14 protein-coding genes are annotated in these 16,126 nt (G+C 54.6%); 7 read left to right on the top strand and 7 right to left on the bottom strand.

What is annotated here, in order from left to right:
• Positions 1-41: 41 nt before the first annotated feature.
• The gene (locus G491_RS34220; RefSeq protein WP_015946920.1) at positions 42-2,012 is read right to left on the bottom strand and encodes a PAS domain-containing sensor histidine kinase; all 1,971 of its coding nucleotides are present in this window, start codon (positions 2,010-2,012) and stop codon (positions 42-44) included.
• Positions 2,013-2,162: 150 nt separating this feature from the next.
• Positions 2,163-2,801 (bottom strand): TetR/AcrR family transcriptional regulator, encoded by a 639-nt coding sequence (locus tag G491_RS34225; protein ID WP_168161176.1) that lies wholly within the window; start codon positions 2,799-2,801, stop codon positions 2,163-2,165.
• Between the two features lie 450 nt (positions 2,802-3,251).
• On the opposite strand from G491_RS34225, the gene G491_RS0119220 reads away from it, so the two are divergent.
• Positions 3,252-4,112, top strand: a complete 861-nt coding sequence (locus G491_RS0119220) for a crotonase/enoyl-CoA hydratase family protein (RefSeq protein ID WP_028315727.1) — start codon at positions 3,252-3,254, stop codon at positions 4,110-4,112.
• Positions 4,113-4,217: 105 nt separating this feature from the next.
• Here the strand turns inward: G491_RS0119220 and G491_RS0119225 are convergent, their stop codons facing one another.
• The 4 genes from G491_RS0119225 to G491_RS0119245 form a co-directional block, all read right to left on the bottom strand.
• The gene (locus G491_RS0119225) at positions 4,218-4,793 is read right to left on the bottom strand and encodes a TetR/AcrR family transcriptional regulator (protein WP_028315728.1); all 576 of its coding nucleotides are present in this window, start codon (positions 4,791-4,793) and stop codon (positions 4,218-4,220) included.
• A gap of 233 nt (positions 4,794-5,026) precedes the next feature.
• Positions 5,027-5,860 carry an N-acyl homoserine lactonase family protein gene (locus tag G491_RS34230; protein ID WP_084511599.1) on the bottom strand — a complete coding sequence of 278 codons (834 nt, stop codon included), beginning with the start codon at positions 5,858-5,860 and terminating at the stop codon, positions 5,027-5,029.
• 43 nt (positions 5,861-5,903) lie between these two features.
• Complete coding sequence (locus G491_RS34235) at positions 5,904-6,341, bottom strand: cupin domain-containing protein (protein WP_051327386.1); 438 nt, start codon at positions 6,339-6,341, stop codon at positions 5,904-5,906.
• A 264-nt stretch (positions 6,342-6,605) separates the two neighbouring features.
• Positions 6,606-7,370, bottom strand: a complete 765-nt coding sequence (locus G491_RS0119245) for a PDC sensor domain-containing protein (protein WP_028315730.1) — start codon at positions 7,368-7,370, stop codon at positions 6,606-6,608.
• Between the two features lie 355 nt (positions 7,371-7,725).
• Here G491_RS0119245 and G491_RS0119255 point away from each other — a divergent pair, with 355 nt between their 5' ends.
• The 6 genes from G491_RS0119255 to G491_RS0119280 all read left to right on the top strand — a co-directional run bounded on the left by G491_RS0119255 (position 7,726) and on the right by G491_RS0119280 (position 15,272).
• Positions 7,726-9,408 (top strand): choice-of-anchor U domain-containing protein, encoded by a 1,683-nt coding sequence (locus G491_RS0119255; protein WP_028315731.1) that lies wholly within the window; start codon positions 7,726-7,728, stop codon positions 9,406-9,408.
• A gap of 200 nt (positions 9,409-9,608) precedes the next feature.
• A complete protein-coding gene (locus G491_RS0119260) occupies positions 9,609-11,090 on the top strand; it encodes a B12-binding domain-containing radical SAM protein (protein WP_028315732.1) in 1,482 nt (493 codons plus the stop codon).
• Positions 11,091-11,099: 9 nt separating this feature from the next.
• Positions 11,100-12,605 (top strand): B12-binding domain-containing radical SAM protein, encoded by a 1,506-nt coding sequence (locus tag G491_RS0119265; RefSeq protein WP_028315733.1) that lies wholly within the window; start codon positions 11,100-11,102, stop codon positions 12,603-12,605.
• Positions 12,602-13,585 carry a lysylphosphatidylglycerol synthase domain-containing protein gene (locus G491_RS0119270; protein WP_028315734.1) on the top strand — a complete coding sequence of 328 codons (984 nt, stop codon included), beginning with the start codon at positions 12,602-12,604 and terminating at the stop codon, positions 13,583-13,585. The genes G491_RS0119265 and G491_RS0119270 overlap by 4 nt, the downstream gene beginning before the upstream one ends.
• Complete coding sequence (locus tag G491_RS0119275) at positions 13,582-14,988, top strand: B12-binding domain-containing radical SAM protein (protein ID WP_028315735.1); 1,407 nt, start codon at positions 13,582-13,584, stop codon at positions 14,986-14,988. The genes G491_RS0119270 and G491_RS0119275 overlap by 4 nt, the downstream gene beginning before the upstream one ends.
• A gap of 23 nt (positions 14,989-15,011) precedes the next feature.
• A complete protein-coding gene (locus G491_RS0119280) occupies positions 15,012-15,272 on the top strand; it encodes a type II toxin-antitoxin system Phd/YefM family antitoxin (RefSeq protein ID WP_028315736.1) in 261 nt (86 codons plus the stop codon).
• Here G491_RS0119280 and G491_RS0119285 read toward each other — a convergent pair.
• Entirely contained in the window at positions 15,267-15,881 is a 615-nt protein-coding gene (locus G491_RS0119285) for a hypothetical protein (RefSeq protein WP_028315737.1), read from the bottom strand. The genes G491_RS0119280 and G491_RS0119285 overlap by 6 nt on opposite strands.
• Between the last annotated feature and the right edge of the window lie 245 nt (positions 15,882-16,126).

Consider the following 16,126-nt stretch of genomic DNA (forward strand, 5'->3'; position numbering starts at 1 on the left):
TAGTTTATTACACATAAAGTGCGAGATATTCAAGAGATTTGTTATTGGCCGTCGTCTAATAGCGTCCGAATGCTTCGCGCTATCTTTTTAATGTCAAGGGGTTTTACAATGATGTCGATTTTCTTCCCGTCCCCCGGAATGCCCTGAAGCCGTCCTTCAGTCTGGTTTGCAACCAGAGAAGCGGGCATGCCTGGTTTGGTCCGGCGAACGGCGTTGATCAGGTTTTGACCGGTCATGTCATCCAAGGCCTCGTCGGTCAAAAGCAGATCAAATCCGGACGGATTCGCATTAAGGATTTCCAAGGCTTCTTTGCCCGAACCGGCCGAGGCTGCAGTGTAGCCCAATTGAGCGAGCATTTTTGCGGATATGTCCCGGACCTGTTTTTCTCCGCCTACAAGGAGCAGGCTTTCGCATCCTTTTGGCAGCGGGATGGAAGCGCTTTCCGGGGCGCTTCCGGGATTCTTTGCGGCCACCGGCAACAGGATGGTAAAAACGCTGCCTTTGCCAAGTTCGCTTTCCACGGTAATGGCGCCGTTGTATTTGGCCACAATGCCGTGGACCACGGCAAGGCCCATGCCGGAGCCTTTTTCCGGCCCCTTGGTGGTGAAATACGGCTCAAAAATCCGGTCCTTGACGGCGTCGTCCATGCCCCCGCCGCTATCGCTGATGCACAGGCGCACATAGTCTCCGGGCTTCAATCGGGTATGGAGGTTCAGATCCTCCCAGCCGATGGAGCACTGTTTCAGGGATACGCCCAGCACGCCGCCGCGGCCTCGCATGGACTGGTAGGCGTTGGTGCAAAGGTTCATCACAACCTGATGAATCTGGGTTTGGTCCGCCAAAACCACGCCGCCGTCTTCGTTGATATCCGTATGAAGCTGCACATTGTGCGGCAGGGAGGACCGGATCAGGCTCAGGGCGTCCTTCACCACCGGCTGGATGCGCATGGGCAATAGCTTCTCCTTTTTGCGGCGGCTGAAGGCCAGGATTTGATCCACCAGTTTTTGAGCCCGTTCCGCCGCCGACAGCACTTCCTTGAGGTTGCCCTGGGCGAACGGGTTGTCGCCCACCTCGGACAGGGTCATCTCCACATAGCCGATGATGGGATACAAAATATTGTTAAAATCGTGAGCCACGCCGCCGGCCAAGGCGCCCAGGGCCTCCATTTTATGCGTCTGGCTGAGTTGCTGCTCCAGCCGGATTTTTTCCTCCCGGGCGATTTTACTGGCTGTGACGTCTTCGATGAAATTTTGAAAATACGCCACGGATTTGTTTCCGTATTCATCGGATTCATACATGGAATGGGGAATAAGGCGCAGCCAGACAACTTCTTTTGCGGCGTTGAATATGCGGATTTCATAAGGGTCCACAGGCTCCAGGGTGGCGATGGCCCGGGTGCGGTTTTCCAGGATTACGCCGTAATCATCAGGGTGAACCATATCTATGTAGCTGCGCCCTTGCCATGCGCTTCGCTCATACCCGGTTATTTCCGCCATCTTTTCATTGGCGTAAATAATGCAACCGTTGGTGTCGGAGATCATCATGCCGATGGGCGCGGACTCGATGAAATTTCTGTACCGCTCCTCGCTTTTTCGCAAAGCCTGCTCGGCCCAATGCTGGTGGGTCAGATTCCTGGAAACTCCCCTGACGCCGGTTATACGGCCGTCTTCGTCCAGGATGGGCAGGCCGCTGACCGCCAGGATCACTTCTCCGCCGTCCTTGCGAAGGACGGGAATCTCAACGTCCCTGAATGGCTCGCCCGAGTCCAGAACCCGCCGGATGCAAGGCTCCAGCAGGGCCTCCCCGTCTTGGGGGGTTATGATTCGGGACAAATTTTCGCCGATCAGTGCTTCAGGAGGGCGTCCAATCATAAAACGGACGGACGGGCTGCTGAATATACAGTTTCCTTCGGGACAGACTTCCCACATCCAATCGCCGGTAATATCCAGCAGGGAATCAAACCGATCCTTGGCCAGGGCCGATTCCCCGCATTGGGAAGTCGCTTTTTCCATGAATGCTCCGGATTCAAGATAATAGCGGCTATCTTCCACCAAGCCATTTACAAAAACAGCCTTCCTGGCCGTCAAACTCCTCCGCGATGCATGATGCAGGACGCGGGGGAAATGTACTGACAATGAATTGCACGACGCCGGATCAGCGGGCTACTTGGCCGCTTCCCTTCCGGCCCGGTATATGCTTCTTAGCATTGGGCTGAAGATCATGACCATGCTCTTCTTGACCCAGTCCTTGTACTCACTGCTTTTGGGGGGCAACCCCAATACCATGGCCTGGCAATAGCTGGCGCCCAGATAATGCATCACCAACGCATTGAACGCGTCCTGGAAGCGCAACGTCAGGTCCGGAGGGGTCGTGGGGGGGAAATTCTTTTTAACGTTCTCAAGGGTTCCCTGCAGCATGCCTATAATATACTCATACCCGGGAATGGGCTCCTCGCCGCTGTCCTGGGGGAGATTCAGGGCGATAATCTTCAGGGATTCGGGCCTTTCATCATAAAAAACGAATAGCTCTTCCAGATAAAACTCCAGGCCGGCCTCAGCCCGCATGTCCGCGGTTTGGGAAAGCCAGGCCGCACTGGCATCTTCAATATCCTGGCAAATTTCCTTAAGGATGGTCTCAAACAGGATGGCTTTGCTGGGAAAATGATAACGAATTATGCCGTGTTCAAACTCTCCCTCCGACGCTATCATCCGGATGCTGGCGGAATGGTACGGCTGCCTGGAAAACACGGTCCTTGCCGCTTCGACAATTCTTTCCCGGGTGGCCTGCCCTCGGCTTAACACGGCCCTATTCTCCTGCGTTGTTTTTGTTTTGGCGCTCATAGGTTAGCCTTGTGGATGGATTGGGATCTGACAGTGGTATCCATAACCAATAGCAGAAGTGTAGACCGGGAATATGGGTCTGTCAACTTGCGTCATGACGATAATCGGCTTGACACAGGGCGTGTTTTTGGGCCACATTAGTTTTACGACCGTGAAACACCTTGTTATTCGGGACCCTACGGCTTTCAGGCCCCACTAGTCAAACCATTGGATAGATGAATTTTTTTTGGAATTTTCAGCGGTTTTTCCGGGATTTTTCCCTTTTCATCGAATTTTTTCGGCCGCAGGTCCTTTTGGGGCCTTGGCCTGGATAAGTTATTTGAGAAGTCATCCGGCAAACGTTTTAACCCTCACGTCTGACAAAATGCGGGAAAAAATCGAGCCTGCACGCCAGTTCCTTAAGGAGGAAAAATGAGTTACCAGGACATTCTGTATGATGTGGAAGACGGCATATTGACCATCACTCTCAATCGGCCGGACCGGTTGAACGCCTTTACCATCACCATGAAAAGCGAAATCATTGACGCCCTGGATCGGGCCGACAATGACGATGACGTCCGGGCCATCATATTTACGGGAGCTGGCCGGGCTTTTTGCGCTGGCATGGAGCTGGGCGCAGAAGGCAACATTTTCGGGTACGAAATCCCCCAAAAGGAGCCCTATAACATAGAGGAAATCAGGGATTCGGGCGGCGAGGTGAGCCTGCGGATTTACGACTGCAAAAAGCCGGTCATCGCGGCCATCAACGGGCCGGCCGTGGGCGTGGGCATTACCATGACGCTTGGCATGGACTTCCGGCTGGCGTCTGAAAAAGCCAAGCTGGGTTTTGTGTTCTCCCAAAGGGGGCTTTGCATCGAGGCCTGCTCCAGCTGGTTTTTGCCCCGGATCGTGGGCGTTTCCCAGGCTTTGGAATGGGCCTATTCCGGGGAGGTCTTCCCGGCCCAGGAAGGCAAGGACGGCGGCCTGATCCGCTCGCTCCACGCGCCCGAGGATCTCTTGCCCGCAGCCAAAGCCCTGGCCAAGAAATTTACGGAAAAAACCGCGCCCATTTCCATCGCGCTCAACCGCCAGCTTATGTACAAAATGATGGGCGCTTCCCATCCCATGGACGCCCACAACATGGACTCCCGGTCGATTTACTATGCCAGCGAAACGGACGGCAAGGAAGGCGTCATGTCCTTCCTGGAAAAACGGGCGCCGGAATTTAAGGTCAAGGTGTCCGACGGCATGCCCTATTTCTACCCCTGGTGGACTCCCCGCAAGCCGGAGTAAAAGAACGATCCCACAAAGCATTGATTCACAAATGCCGGAGCGCGGCGAAAGCGCTCCGGCCTTTTCCAATTCCGGCAATTATTTCGGCGGACATTTATGAATCCGTTATGGGCGAATGAGCAGGCCATTGGTCAGGAATTCGAATAACAGAGCCAGCTCGCGCTCTCTGTCTTGATCCGGATCAATGGTGCGCGCATAGGTGAAAGCCTGAGAAATCTTGAAAAGGGCGTATCCAATAAGCCGTTCATCCGTGTCGCGGAAAAGGCCCTTTTCACCCCCGTCCCGGAGGATGTCGGCGATGATGTCCACCATGCCTTGTTCCACCACGGCCTGAAACCGCTTGTTTAAAAATGGAGAGTAAAGCCCCTCGTTGTTTTGCAGCACACGCACCATAAAATTGTCCTGGGAAAAATAGTCAAAGGCGATTTCCAGGATGCGCCTCAGCTTGACCAGCGGGTCTTCTACGGAGCCTAATTTTCTAAAGATTTCCTTTCTTGCAGCCAGGGCCTCGCTGATAAACAGCCCGACAAACAGATCCTCTTTGCTTTTAAAATGCTGGTACAAAGTTTTTTTAGACATCTGCACATCCTTGCAGATTTCGTCCATGGTGGTTTTTTTAAAGCCGAATCTGTCAAACCGCCGCCGGGCCGCATCAAATATTTTCCGTTCCGTCTCGTTCATTAGTCTTTTCCCTGGCAGGCTCTCTCGCCCGCAAGGCCCTGTCCACAATTATAAAAATAGAAAACTGATTCGTTCTCTTTGTAACCGTGCAATGGATATCTATGCAAGAATATTTTCGAGGCCGGAGGACAGAGCGGCCGGAGCACAGCAAATCCGGGCAACATGCAATAAGCCGGGAGGCGTCCTTTGGAATGCGCGCCCGTCCCGGCTTATTGATGGATAAATATTGTGCGTTAAACTCCGTTCACAAGCAAAGACGGTTCGTGTCCCGGAATCAGATATCCTGGTTCGTCCTTGGGAACCATGGCTCGAATTTGGGACATGGCGTCGTAAAAGCCGAAAGAATCGTAAATGACCGTGTGGGGAATAGCGGGGCCGTATATCGAAGAGCCCTGGGGAATGGCGTGCTTGGCGCCGTGCATGTCCGTCACCTCAGTGGATTGGGGAAAGGCCAGAAAGTTGAACAAGGCGATATCCCCAAGCAATACCACGTTTCCCTTGGCTGTGTTTACGCACACAACCTGGCTGCCCTGACTGTGCCCGCCGGGCATTTTGTACAGGCGCACCCCTTCATCCACGTCCAGGATTCCGTCCGCAAACGAAATCTTGAAATTTCTTAACTCCTCGATAATTCCTTCATCGTAATCGTTCCGGATTTTCTGATGGGGGTAAGGGCTTAATAGATTATGCCACTCATCCTTTTGAAAAATAAAACGGGCTTTTGGGAACAACCCGCAATTACCCGCATGGTCGTTGTGGAGATGGGTCAGGATGACCGTCTCGATATCCTCCCTGGAAAGCCCGTTCTCCTTCAAAGCCGCTTCCACGAAAGGGGCGCCGCCTTCGGCCGGCAGCATTCCCCACGCCTTGCCGTCCACAATGAACTTTTCATTGATGCCCGTGTCCACCAGAATGACCCTATCCCTGCTCTTTAAAAGAAATCCCAGATAGGGGGCGGCCATGGAAAAGTCCTCTTCCAGGGGAGGACTCATGGGCGGCCAGACCAATGATAAAGACGCCTCGATTTTCCCGAAATACAATACCTTGATTTCCCACTCTTTCATCATTTTTCTCCTTTGCCGGGGGTTCCCGCCGGCGGGTCTGAGAGTATCAACCGCAGGCGGATTTTTTCATCTCAATGCCTTGGGGAAGCTCAGGGACGCAGTCCACGCCGTCGCCGGGACAGTCGATAATGCAAAGCAGCTCCACGGGCTCGTCGCCCTTGACCACGCCCTTGTGCGGCTCGTTTTCGTAAAAGTAAACCGTGTCTCCGGGGCCAGCCTCCACCACTTCTCCGTCGCCGTTTTCAAACACCATGGTTCCGGAAAGAATATGGGGCGACTGGATGTACTTGTGCTCGTGCAGGGGCATGGCCTCCAAGGGAAGCCCGGGCTGCAAGGTGTATTTTCTCACCGCGTAACTATGCCGGTATTTGTCGTCCCCGACCTGATTACTGATAATCCATTGGATTTGATAAAATTTTTCAGGCAATCCAAAAGCCTTGCCCACGTCGATAAAATCCACGTCTTCCAGTTTGCGTAAAATCATTGGTTTTCTCCTTTGTTTGGGTTTGGGGTTTTGCTCAAGGTCCGCCGATTATTGATGAGGCGGGCGGCGGGGCTTGCGTTGCCATGAGAACTTGGGGCCGCGATAACAAATAAACTATTTTGGTTTTTCAGTTTCCACAAGATCAAAAAACAGGCCGCGCCGCCAGCCGGACACATAAAACTAAATTAGTTTTATAGTTTCCTACAGGAACAACAATCCCTTGTCAATAAAAATCCATAGCTGCTTATTGAGCCGACGCCCTCATCAAGGCTGGACGATCACCATGCAGCATATCCAGCCGGTTATTGGGGACCGTTGAAAAATCAGGGTCCTGGGAACGCCTTTCCAGGAGTATTCCACCTGGCCTTTCGCCTCTTTGCGGACGGTTTTCATGGCCGCGGCCATGGTGGGTTCATTTTGCTTTTCCGGGTTTGCAAAAATTTTCTGGGGCATATAGTGAATCACGGTGTTCAATTCCGGGGTCATGGCGAAAAAATGCATGCCTTTAGGCAGGTCAAAGCTCTTTTTGATAATCTCGGAAAGATCCTCCAGAAAGATGGAAACTCCCACCGCGCCCACGACGCGGTCTTCATCCAAGACAGGCGCGCCGCAAAAGACGGCCTTTTTTCCGGTGCTTCTGCTCACCAGGGGATGGGCGAATATTTTTTCCCCATTCATGAGCGGCTGAAAGTAATCCCGATCCTTGAGGTTTTTATCCACGAGGCCCTTTTCAGGGGTCCAATACTCGCCGTCCGGTTTGATAAACACAACCACCAGATGGGGGTGGGCTTCCTGATAGGCAGTAATGAGCGGACGCATGGACTCCCACTCGCCGGACCGCACCTGATTGGTTTGCGCCAGCATGTCCAGGTCAGCCGTAATGCTGGAAATATGCAGGTCCAGCAGGTTGGTAAAGGCGTTCAACAGGCTGTTTTCCAGGGGACGGGTTTGGGCGCTGTCCTCGGAAGCCCAGGCAAAGGGGCAGGCCAGGAGTCCAAAAAGCAATACGGCGATCACGACTTTTTTCATGGGTAACCTCCTGGGCGAGAGTTGCGTTAGTGGGTTGTTTGCTGCACGGCGGTGGTATAGCTTGAAATTGTATCAAAAAGGGATGGTTGGAATCAAAATAGTTTTTTTCATAGGGCGCCAACTGCAAGAAGGAATTCTGCCATTCCATCTATATCGAGCTATGGGCAGATGAAAATATGATAAAATCGGACCAAGTGTGATGTATTTCATTGACAAAGGATGAGCACTCTCTCAAATTGACCGCGGGTTGGTAATCCTTATTATAATTTTCTTAATAGAAATAACTTATAACACTGCTGGAAGAGGGCGACTTTTCCGCTGAAAAGGCGGTGAAGAGCGCCGGACAGGAGGAGTCATGGCCGCTATTAGAAAATCCTTGATACAACACAATTACTTGATATTAATAACCTTTTTATTGTTTATCGTCATTTTTTCGGGATGCCCTTTTGACGATGATGACGATTATCCTTTGCCGCAGGATCAAAAAAACGCGGCCGGCGTCAACAAAATTCCCGTTATTGTGGAATTAGATGGAACCGGGCAAGTGGCCACAGTCACCCAGGGGGACAAGGTGTACATCATAGACATCACCGGCGCCACGGGAACCCTGGACCCGGATTCCATAGACATCCTCAGCATTGAGGAGGTGAACGTCAGCTCCTACCCGCCCGGCGTGGCCTTCCCGGACGGATTCATCAAGTTCAAGGTCATTGGGCTGACCCTGGGCGAGACCATTACCGCGACCATCACGTTTCCCACGGCCTTTCCCGCCGGGTCTGAATATTACAAGGTGACCGAAGACGGATTTGTGAAATACAATAACGCGGTCGTCAACGGCGCCGTGACCACTCTTACCCTCACCGACGGCCTGGACGGAGACCTGGACAAGCTGAAAAACGGGGAAATTCTGGATCCCGGAGCGCCCAGTTGGGATTGGATATCAGAGGGTGAAGGCAAACTAGCCAAACTTGTTGCGAGAGGCCCCAATTTGATTGGCGCTATGGTTCGCATATTCGTCCCGTGCGCAGGCAACAATAATTCCAGGCTGATAAAAGGGAGCAACCCGGAAGCTAACACTCAGGTCTTTTTCATAAACACCTACGCTGCCGACACGGCCTGGACCGTTCTCACGGACAGCCTGCCTAATTGGGTGACCGTCACTCCCACAAGCGGGACGGGCTCCGGAAAGATTACGGTGAAATTCTATTACTATCTGATGCCGGACGGGACCAGCACTGTGAGCGTATTCTTACAGGATGACGCCGGTGAGGCCCAGGAGATAAGATACACGGTGGAAAAGGCCGATGCATCCGTCATGAAGGCGCCGGCGGGGTCCGTGGAGGAGCCAACGAATAACTCCACGGTGTCCGGCGTGGTTCCCATTTTCGGCTGGGCTGTGGACGACGGCGGCATTGAAAGCGTTTGGATCAGGAATGCGGACGACGATACTTTTTACGGCTACGGATTTTTGCTGGAATCGCCCACGCCGGACATTGAAAAGCAATACCCCGATTATCCCGGGTCGGGCTATGCCAAATGGTATTTTGACTGGTCCACGCTGAATCTTGCGGACGGCGCCTATAATCTTGAAGTGATAGCCTGGGACTGGAATTACAATCAAACAACCATAGGAACCCTGGCCCTGACCGTGGACAACGCCAATGCAACCGCGCCCTTTGGGAGGATTGAAACGCCCATTCCCATGATGGCGTCCATGCCCGACCCTAACACGGGCGCTTCGTTCGATCATGAGGGGTGGGCGCTCACGCCCCTGCCCAATACCATCCCCACGGACGGCTCCACCATCAACGTGTATCTGGACGGGCTGTACATCGGGCATTTGGATGAATACAATCAATACAATTCCACTCCAGCCATAGCCTTTCCCGCGCTGAACAACCGCAATGGCGCAGGAGGCGGATGCACTTTGGACTTGACCGGGCTGCGCAACGGCGTCCATTCCCTGGAATGGATCATTTACGACGATGCCGGAAACGCAGGAAGCACGGGCAAACGCTATTTTGTGGTGGAAAATTAGGAATGATTTCATAATCGCAACTGAAGGGCGCCTGTTACCTTGGGCGCCCTTTCTTTTTCCTGCAATTCCAAACGCAACCTTGATTGCATACCCGGCAAGGCTGTGCTAATGTCCGGGCATCAGGTTGGAGTGCAACCGGAATTCTGGCCTTTCCGTGGGGGACGGAGGGCCGTTGAACCTTCAAGCCACGACGGACGTCCATGCGCCTTGCATTTGTCTTCAATCCCTTTTCCTACAAGTTGCACGAAGAAAATCTTCGCATAGTGCAGCGTTATTTCGGACTGTTTCCGCCCTTGTCCATGGCGTGGGTTGCGGGCATCGCGGAGCGCGCAGGCCATGAGGTGACCTTTATCGACGCCCGGACCCTGCGGCTGACGCCCGACGAAGTGGTCGCCCGGCTAAAGGCGTTCCGCCCGGACATGGTGGGGTTTATGATGACCACCTACATGTTCCGGGAGACCCTCCAGTGGATTCGGCACGTCAAGGAAAACCTGCCCAGGGTGCGGGTCATTGTGGGCGGCTACAATCTGCGGGTGTATCCTGAGGAATCGGTCATGCCCCCGGAAATCGATTACGGGTGCTTTAACTCCGCCTACTATACGGTCCCCGGCCTTTTGGAAGCCCTGGAAAATAACCATGACCTGTCCGACGTCCCCGGCCTGATTTACAAGCAGGGAACCAAGGTGATCCAAACCGAATACGGCCCGGAGCCCCATTTTAACGATTATCCCAACCCGGCCAGGCACTTGCTGCCCAACGAGTTGTACGCGGAATTTCCCACGGAGCGGAAAAATTTTACGGTCATGGTCACCAGCAAGGGCTGCCCCATGAACTGCCTGTTCTGCGAGGCCAGAAGCACGCCGTACAATCCCCGGAGCATCCAGACCGTGGTGGACGAAATCCAGGAATGCTATGACGTTCACGGCGTGCGCGAGATCGACATTTTCGACTACGAATTTTTGGTGGACCGCAAACGGGCCATGGGCATTTGCGAGGAGATCATCCGCCGGGACTTGGATATATTGTGGGCCTGCCGGGCGCGCATCGACTCTTTGGACGAGGATTTGCTGGCCCGTATGAAGGAATCCGGCTGCGGCCGGGTGTATTTGGGCATCGAGTCGGGCCTGCAGGAAATGCTGGACCGGGTGAACAAGGGCATCACCATCGAACAGGTTCGCCGGTCCGTGGACATGACCAAGGCCCACGGCATCAAGACCCTGGGATTTTTCATGACCGGCCTGCCCGGCGAGACCAGGCAGACCGTCAAGGAAACGCTCAAATTCGCCACCAGCCTGGGCCTGGATTACGTCCAGTTTTCCAAAACCACGGCCAAGCCTTTAACCAGCATGTGGCACGACATGGTCAAGGAATCGGGCTACGATTACTGGAAGGAATACATTTTGGGAAACGCCGAGGAGGCCCCTTTGCCAAGGCCCTGGACCGAGCTTTCCAACGACGAGATAGACCGGCTGACCAAAAAGGCGTACCAAAAGTTTCATTCACGGCCTTTTTTCCTGCTCAAGCACGCCCTGGCCGTGCGCTCCTTTGACGAGTTCAAGCGCAAGTTCCTGGCATGGCTGGAAATGCAGTTTCGGCAGGAGGCGGTTTCTCGGCCGGACGAGCATTTTGTCGCATACGAGGAAAACCGGCGAAAACGGAAAAAACTTCGAAAACAATCCTGACGGACGGCCATGAACATTGTCTTGGTTTATAAGGGAAGGTACGTGATCCGCCAGGCCCTGGACCTGGAAACCCTGGCCGCCGTCCTGAAGGCGGGCGGGCGCCGGGTAAGTCTGGTTCACGACCCGGATCCTTTCGGCGTCACCGACAACGTGTTTCAAATCCCCGCCCTGGCCAAGCGTTTTTCATCTTCCGAGAAAATCGCCCAAAAAATCCTGAAAGCCAAACCGGACGCAGCGGTCTTTTCCGCCCTGCCGAACACCCTGGACTTCTGCCTGAAAACCGCCGGATTGGTAAAGCAGAGGTCAACGGCGCCTGTAATTTTCTTAGGCCTGCACCCGACCTTGTCGCCTGAGTACGTCCTCGGGCGGGACGTCGTGGACTATGTGATTGAGGGGGAGGCGGAAGAATCGCTGCCAGCCCTGCTGGACGCCCTGGAAAAGGGAGAAAGCCCGGAAAATATCGCGGGGCTTTGGCGGAAGGATGGCGGGGCCATCATAAATAGTCCGCCCGGACCTCCGGTGAACCTGGACGCCCTGCCCCTGCCGGACAAGGATCTGTTCGCCCCCCGGGAAAAGCACGATTACAGCTACGCCGCCATGGTCAGCCGAGGCTGCCCGTTTTCGTGCACCTATTGCGAGGAAACCTGCATCAAGCAAAAATGCGGGCCCAAGTATTTCCGACGAAAAAGCGTAGAATCGGTCATGGCCGAGTTGACGGCGGCCAGGGCGAAATACGGGTTCCGTGAGGTCATCTTCAAGGACTCCTATCTTTCGGGCGACGAGGACTGGCTGGCCCGGCTCATGGCGGAATACAAAAGCCGCATAAGACTGCCGTTCAAATGCTTTTGCACCATTTCAGGCTTTACGGAAAACACGGCCATGCTGCTGAAGCAGGGCGGATGCTACGGCATTGAGTTCGGCCTCCAGACCTGGAACGAAGCCATCCGGCGGGACGTTTTAAACCGCAAGGAAACCAACGCCCAGGCCCGGGAGGTCTTTGGGCTGTGCGACGCCTGGCGGCTTCGCTACGACGTGGACCACATGTTCAACCTGCCCGGCGAAAGCGCAAACGACCACGTGTTGGGAGCGAGGGAGTATAAAAAGCTGAAGTATCTCAACCGCATCAAAGTGCATTATCTGGTGTACCTGCCCGGCGCGCCCATTGTGGACGCCGGCGTGCAAGCGGGATTGTTGACGCAAAAAGACGCTTCGGCCTTGCATCGAGGCGTGGGCAGCGATTTTTACGATCAGCAATTCGGCGATCCCGGAAACAAGGAACTGGCGGCGGGCTTCGGCGCCCTGTACAAGATGCTGCCTTTCATCCCGGCGCCCATGCTGGAACGGGTTCTGGAAGGGAATAAAATCCCCTTGCTGGGAAAAATCCCCGCGCCGGTCATGGCCGGCGTGCAGGCGGCCAGGGCCTTGCAAACGCGGGATTTGCGGTTTGCATTGTATCTGAGGAAATATCCGGCCCAACTATTTTGGGAAGCCATGAAGCGGATGGGCGAATCATGAGCAAGGGCGCGCGTCCATTCCGAGCGCAATGGATGTCCGTGGGCGCGGCGGTTTTGGCTTCGGCCCTTTTGTATTGGATCTTGCTCCGAACCAGCGACCTGGATTTCGCCGGATTATGGAAGGCGTGGCGCAACGCCAATCTGCCTTTGGTCTGCGGGGTCCTGATTTTTTCCCTGTTTGTGCACATTGTTCTTGGGGCGGATAAATTATGGCGGGTGCTTAAAGCCATGGGGTTTGACCTGCCTTGGACTTTGGTTTTGAAAATCCGGCTGGGCGCAGGGCCGTTGCGGGCCTTAATGCCCGTGGACATGGGCGAGGTGTTGAACATCGCCTTTTTTAGGCAATACAGCAAAATCCCCCTGGGCGACGCCTCGGGCGCGTGTTTGTTCGACCGGGGGCTGAATTTTATGGGCTCCGCGTTCTGGCTCACGGCCGGACTGATTATGCTGCCCATGGAAAGCCAGAGCGCGGCCGCTCAAGCCCTGGGCATAGCTGCGGCGGGGGCGCTCTACGGCGTTTTCGTGTTTGCAACGTCCATACACGGGGCCGTCGTAGGGCTGGCGGTAAAGCTGCATCCCAAAGTAGGGCGGTTCGCGCAAGGAGTGTTGTCGCCGTTTAAAGACTGCCCGGCTGGGCGCAAGCTGTTTTTAATGGGCTACGGCATTGTATTCCAGGCGCGGCCCTTGATCGTGTGCTATTTTTTGTTCGTCGCCCTGGGCGTGCAGCCGCCCCTGGACGTATTCATCGCCTTCGCCTCGTTGGCCGTGTTTGCCGGGCACATCCCCACGGCAGCGGGGATCGGCCCCCGGGAGGCGGCTTTGATGGTTTTATTTCAAGGCCTGGCCCCGGCCGGGACGATTTTCGCCGTGGGCGCGGCCATGAGCCTTTTCGTCCACGTCATCCCCATGATCGCGGGCCTGCCCTGGCTGCCCTGGTTTTTGCGCGGCCTGTCTGGCGCTGAAAGCGGACAAAATCCATGAAAGTTTTGCTGATAAATCCCCGGGCCACCTATTGCGGAGAGATTTCCCAAAAATGCTATCCGCCGGTGAGCCTGTTATACTTGGCGGCGTCCCTGCGTCAGGCCGGGCATGAGCCCCACGTGCTGGACGCCAACGCCTTCGGCCTCAGCGACGAGACGGTTTTCGCCGAGATTCAAGAGATATCGCCGGATCTGACGGGGATCTCGGTATATTCCGAAATACTGCCCCAGGTTTACGGCCTGGCCGATCTGGCGAAAAAAGCCGCGCCCCAATGCAAGTTGATCCTGGGCGGACCTCACGCCACGGCGATTCCCAGGGAATGCCTGGACCAGTTCCCCCAGGCGGATTTCATCCTCACAGGCGAGGCGGAAGATTCCCTGCCCATGCTGTGCCAAGCAATAGAAACCGGGGACAGGCTGGAAGCCATTCCCGGCTTGTATTTCCGTAAGGAAGGCGCCATCGTCCAGGGGCCGAAGCACGTATTCCCGGACGTCCACGCCATCCCCTGGCCGGCCAAGGATCTGGCCGCCCGAGCCTACGAAAAAAAGCGCTACCACTCCCTGCTGGTGCGCAAACGCCCGGTGGACACTCTGTTCACCAGCCGGGGCTGTCCGTTCTCGTGCGGGTTCTGCTACAACTTCCGCAAGCATTACCGGGCCAGAAAGCCCGAAGATGTGGTGCAGGAACTGGCCGCCATAAGGGACCGGGGCATCCGGGACGTGGAAATCTGCGACGACACCTTTACGGTCAACGAAGACCGGGCTTTGGCCATTTTCGACCTGATCGTCAAGGAGCGGCTGGACATCTCCTTTCGCATCAAAAGCCGGGTGGACGTATTTACGGAAAAACTGGCCAAGGCCGGCAAAAAGGCCGGGGTGTATCTGGTTGCTTTCGGCATGGAGTCGGGCTCCCAGAGAATTCTGGACGCCATGAACAAAAAAATCACCCTGGAACAAAGCGCGGAAGCCTGCCGACTCACCAAAAAATACGGCATCGCCGCCCACTCAAGCTGGGTGATCGGGTATCCGGGCGAGACGCCCGGCGACGTGGAAGACACGGTTCAGTTCATCCTGAAAAACAAGCCCGCCACCGCCAACCTGGCCGTGCTGCGGCCTTACCCCAACACGCCTGCTTATGAAATCGCCAAAGCCTCCGGCGACCTCATGGGCCAGTGGAGCCCCCACGCGCCGGACATGCCCTGGGTGCGCCTGCCTTGGGCCCAAGACAAGAAGATCCTGGACGACTTGTGCACCCGATCCATCAAACGCATCTACTTCACGCCCTATTACACAGCCGCCTTCGCCCGCCGCATGATCGCCGGCGCCAACTGGACTTTGTTCGCCTACGCGGTCCAGGAAGCCCAAAAGGTTTTGGGGTTGAAAAGGAAAGAAAATAAGGAGTAGAGTAAGTTTAAAGGAGGCGCCTTATGAAAGCCGTAACATTCACAGACGCCAAAAGGACTCTGAGCAGAATAATGGAAGAAGTCTGCGAGGACCATGATCCCACGATCATTACTAGAGCCGGAGGAGAAGCGGTGGTTCTCATATCCCTGGAAGAATACTCTTCTATAGAGGAAACCATGTACCTGCTTCAATCCTCCAACAACGCCAAGCGATTGATGGAATCCATAGCCCAACTGGAAAACGGAAAAGGCATAGAAAAACAGCTGGTTGACTTCGATCTATAAGTCGGTCCATTCATTCACATCCACCTGAAACTCGTCTTGAACCCAATATTTGCCCGTTTCAATGGTAGTTTCGTAACTATCAAGGTCTTTGGGCAACAAGTCGTCATTCTCGATTTTGTGCTCATAATAAAACCTCAAAAAATGAATAGGCGCGGGAGAGTATTGCACGATTTCAATGGATTGAGGCTTTTCCATCAGATCGGTCCCTCCGATTAAAACCTTTTTTCCCGCGGGATTATGGCGCCCTTTTAATTCAACCCTGGACTTGACGACGGGAACCAATTTTTTGTACTCGTTCACAAAAAAGAAAAACAAGTCCAGGGGCTTTTCATCCTCCCCCGCTGACTGCTCGATATCGTACGCCCATCCGACGCAGGATCCGTAACCTGTCCTGTACATCAGCCAATGCCAAAAATGCGTGTCCATTGAGGGGACGTTTTCTATAATCCCATGGGCGCGCAACGCGGCGTAATAGCCATGGATATATTGTTCCAACTCGTAAATGGACTCGTTCCTGACGAATGTCATGGGCCGCCTTTCAGCCCTTTCCAGCAACGTGAAGATGTTCTCTTTCGGTTGAGATTCGGATTGATGTGGATTGTTCGCCATGCTCCCCTCCCTTGGTTTGTCTGCTTGAGCCCCCCATGACTGTGGGATAGTTTAGCATACACTCCCACGAACATCCTGCAAAATTCAAGCAATTCGGTTTGATGAAACATTGTTGGTGCACTGCTTGGTGCGCTTTTGCACGCGCAAAGCGCGTTTTGGCAGGCGCCGGGGGTCTGCAAACACACGGCAAACAGGATCGCATCAGGCGGTATGCGGGCAGGGCAAGCCCTGCGCACCCGCTGGTC

This window comes from Desulfatibacillum aliphaticivorans DSM 15576 (genome assembly GCF_000429905.1).
Taxonomy (GTDB): Bacteria; Desulfobacterota; Desulfobacteria; order Desulfobacterales; family Desulfatibacillaceae; genus Desulfatibacillum; species Desulfatibacillum aliphaticivorans.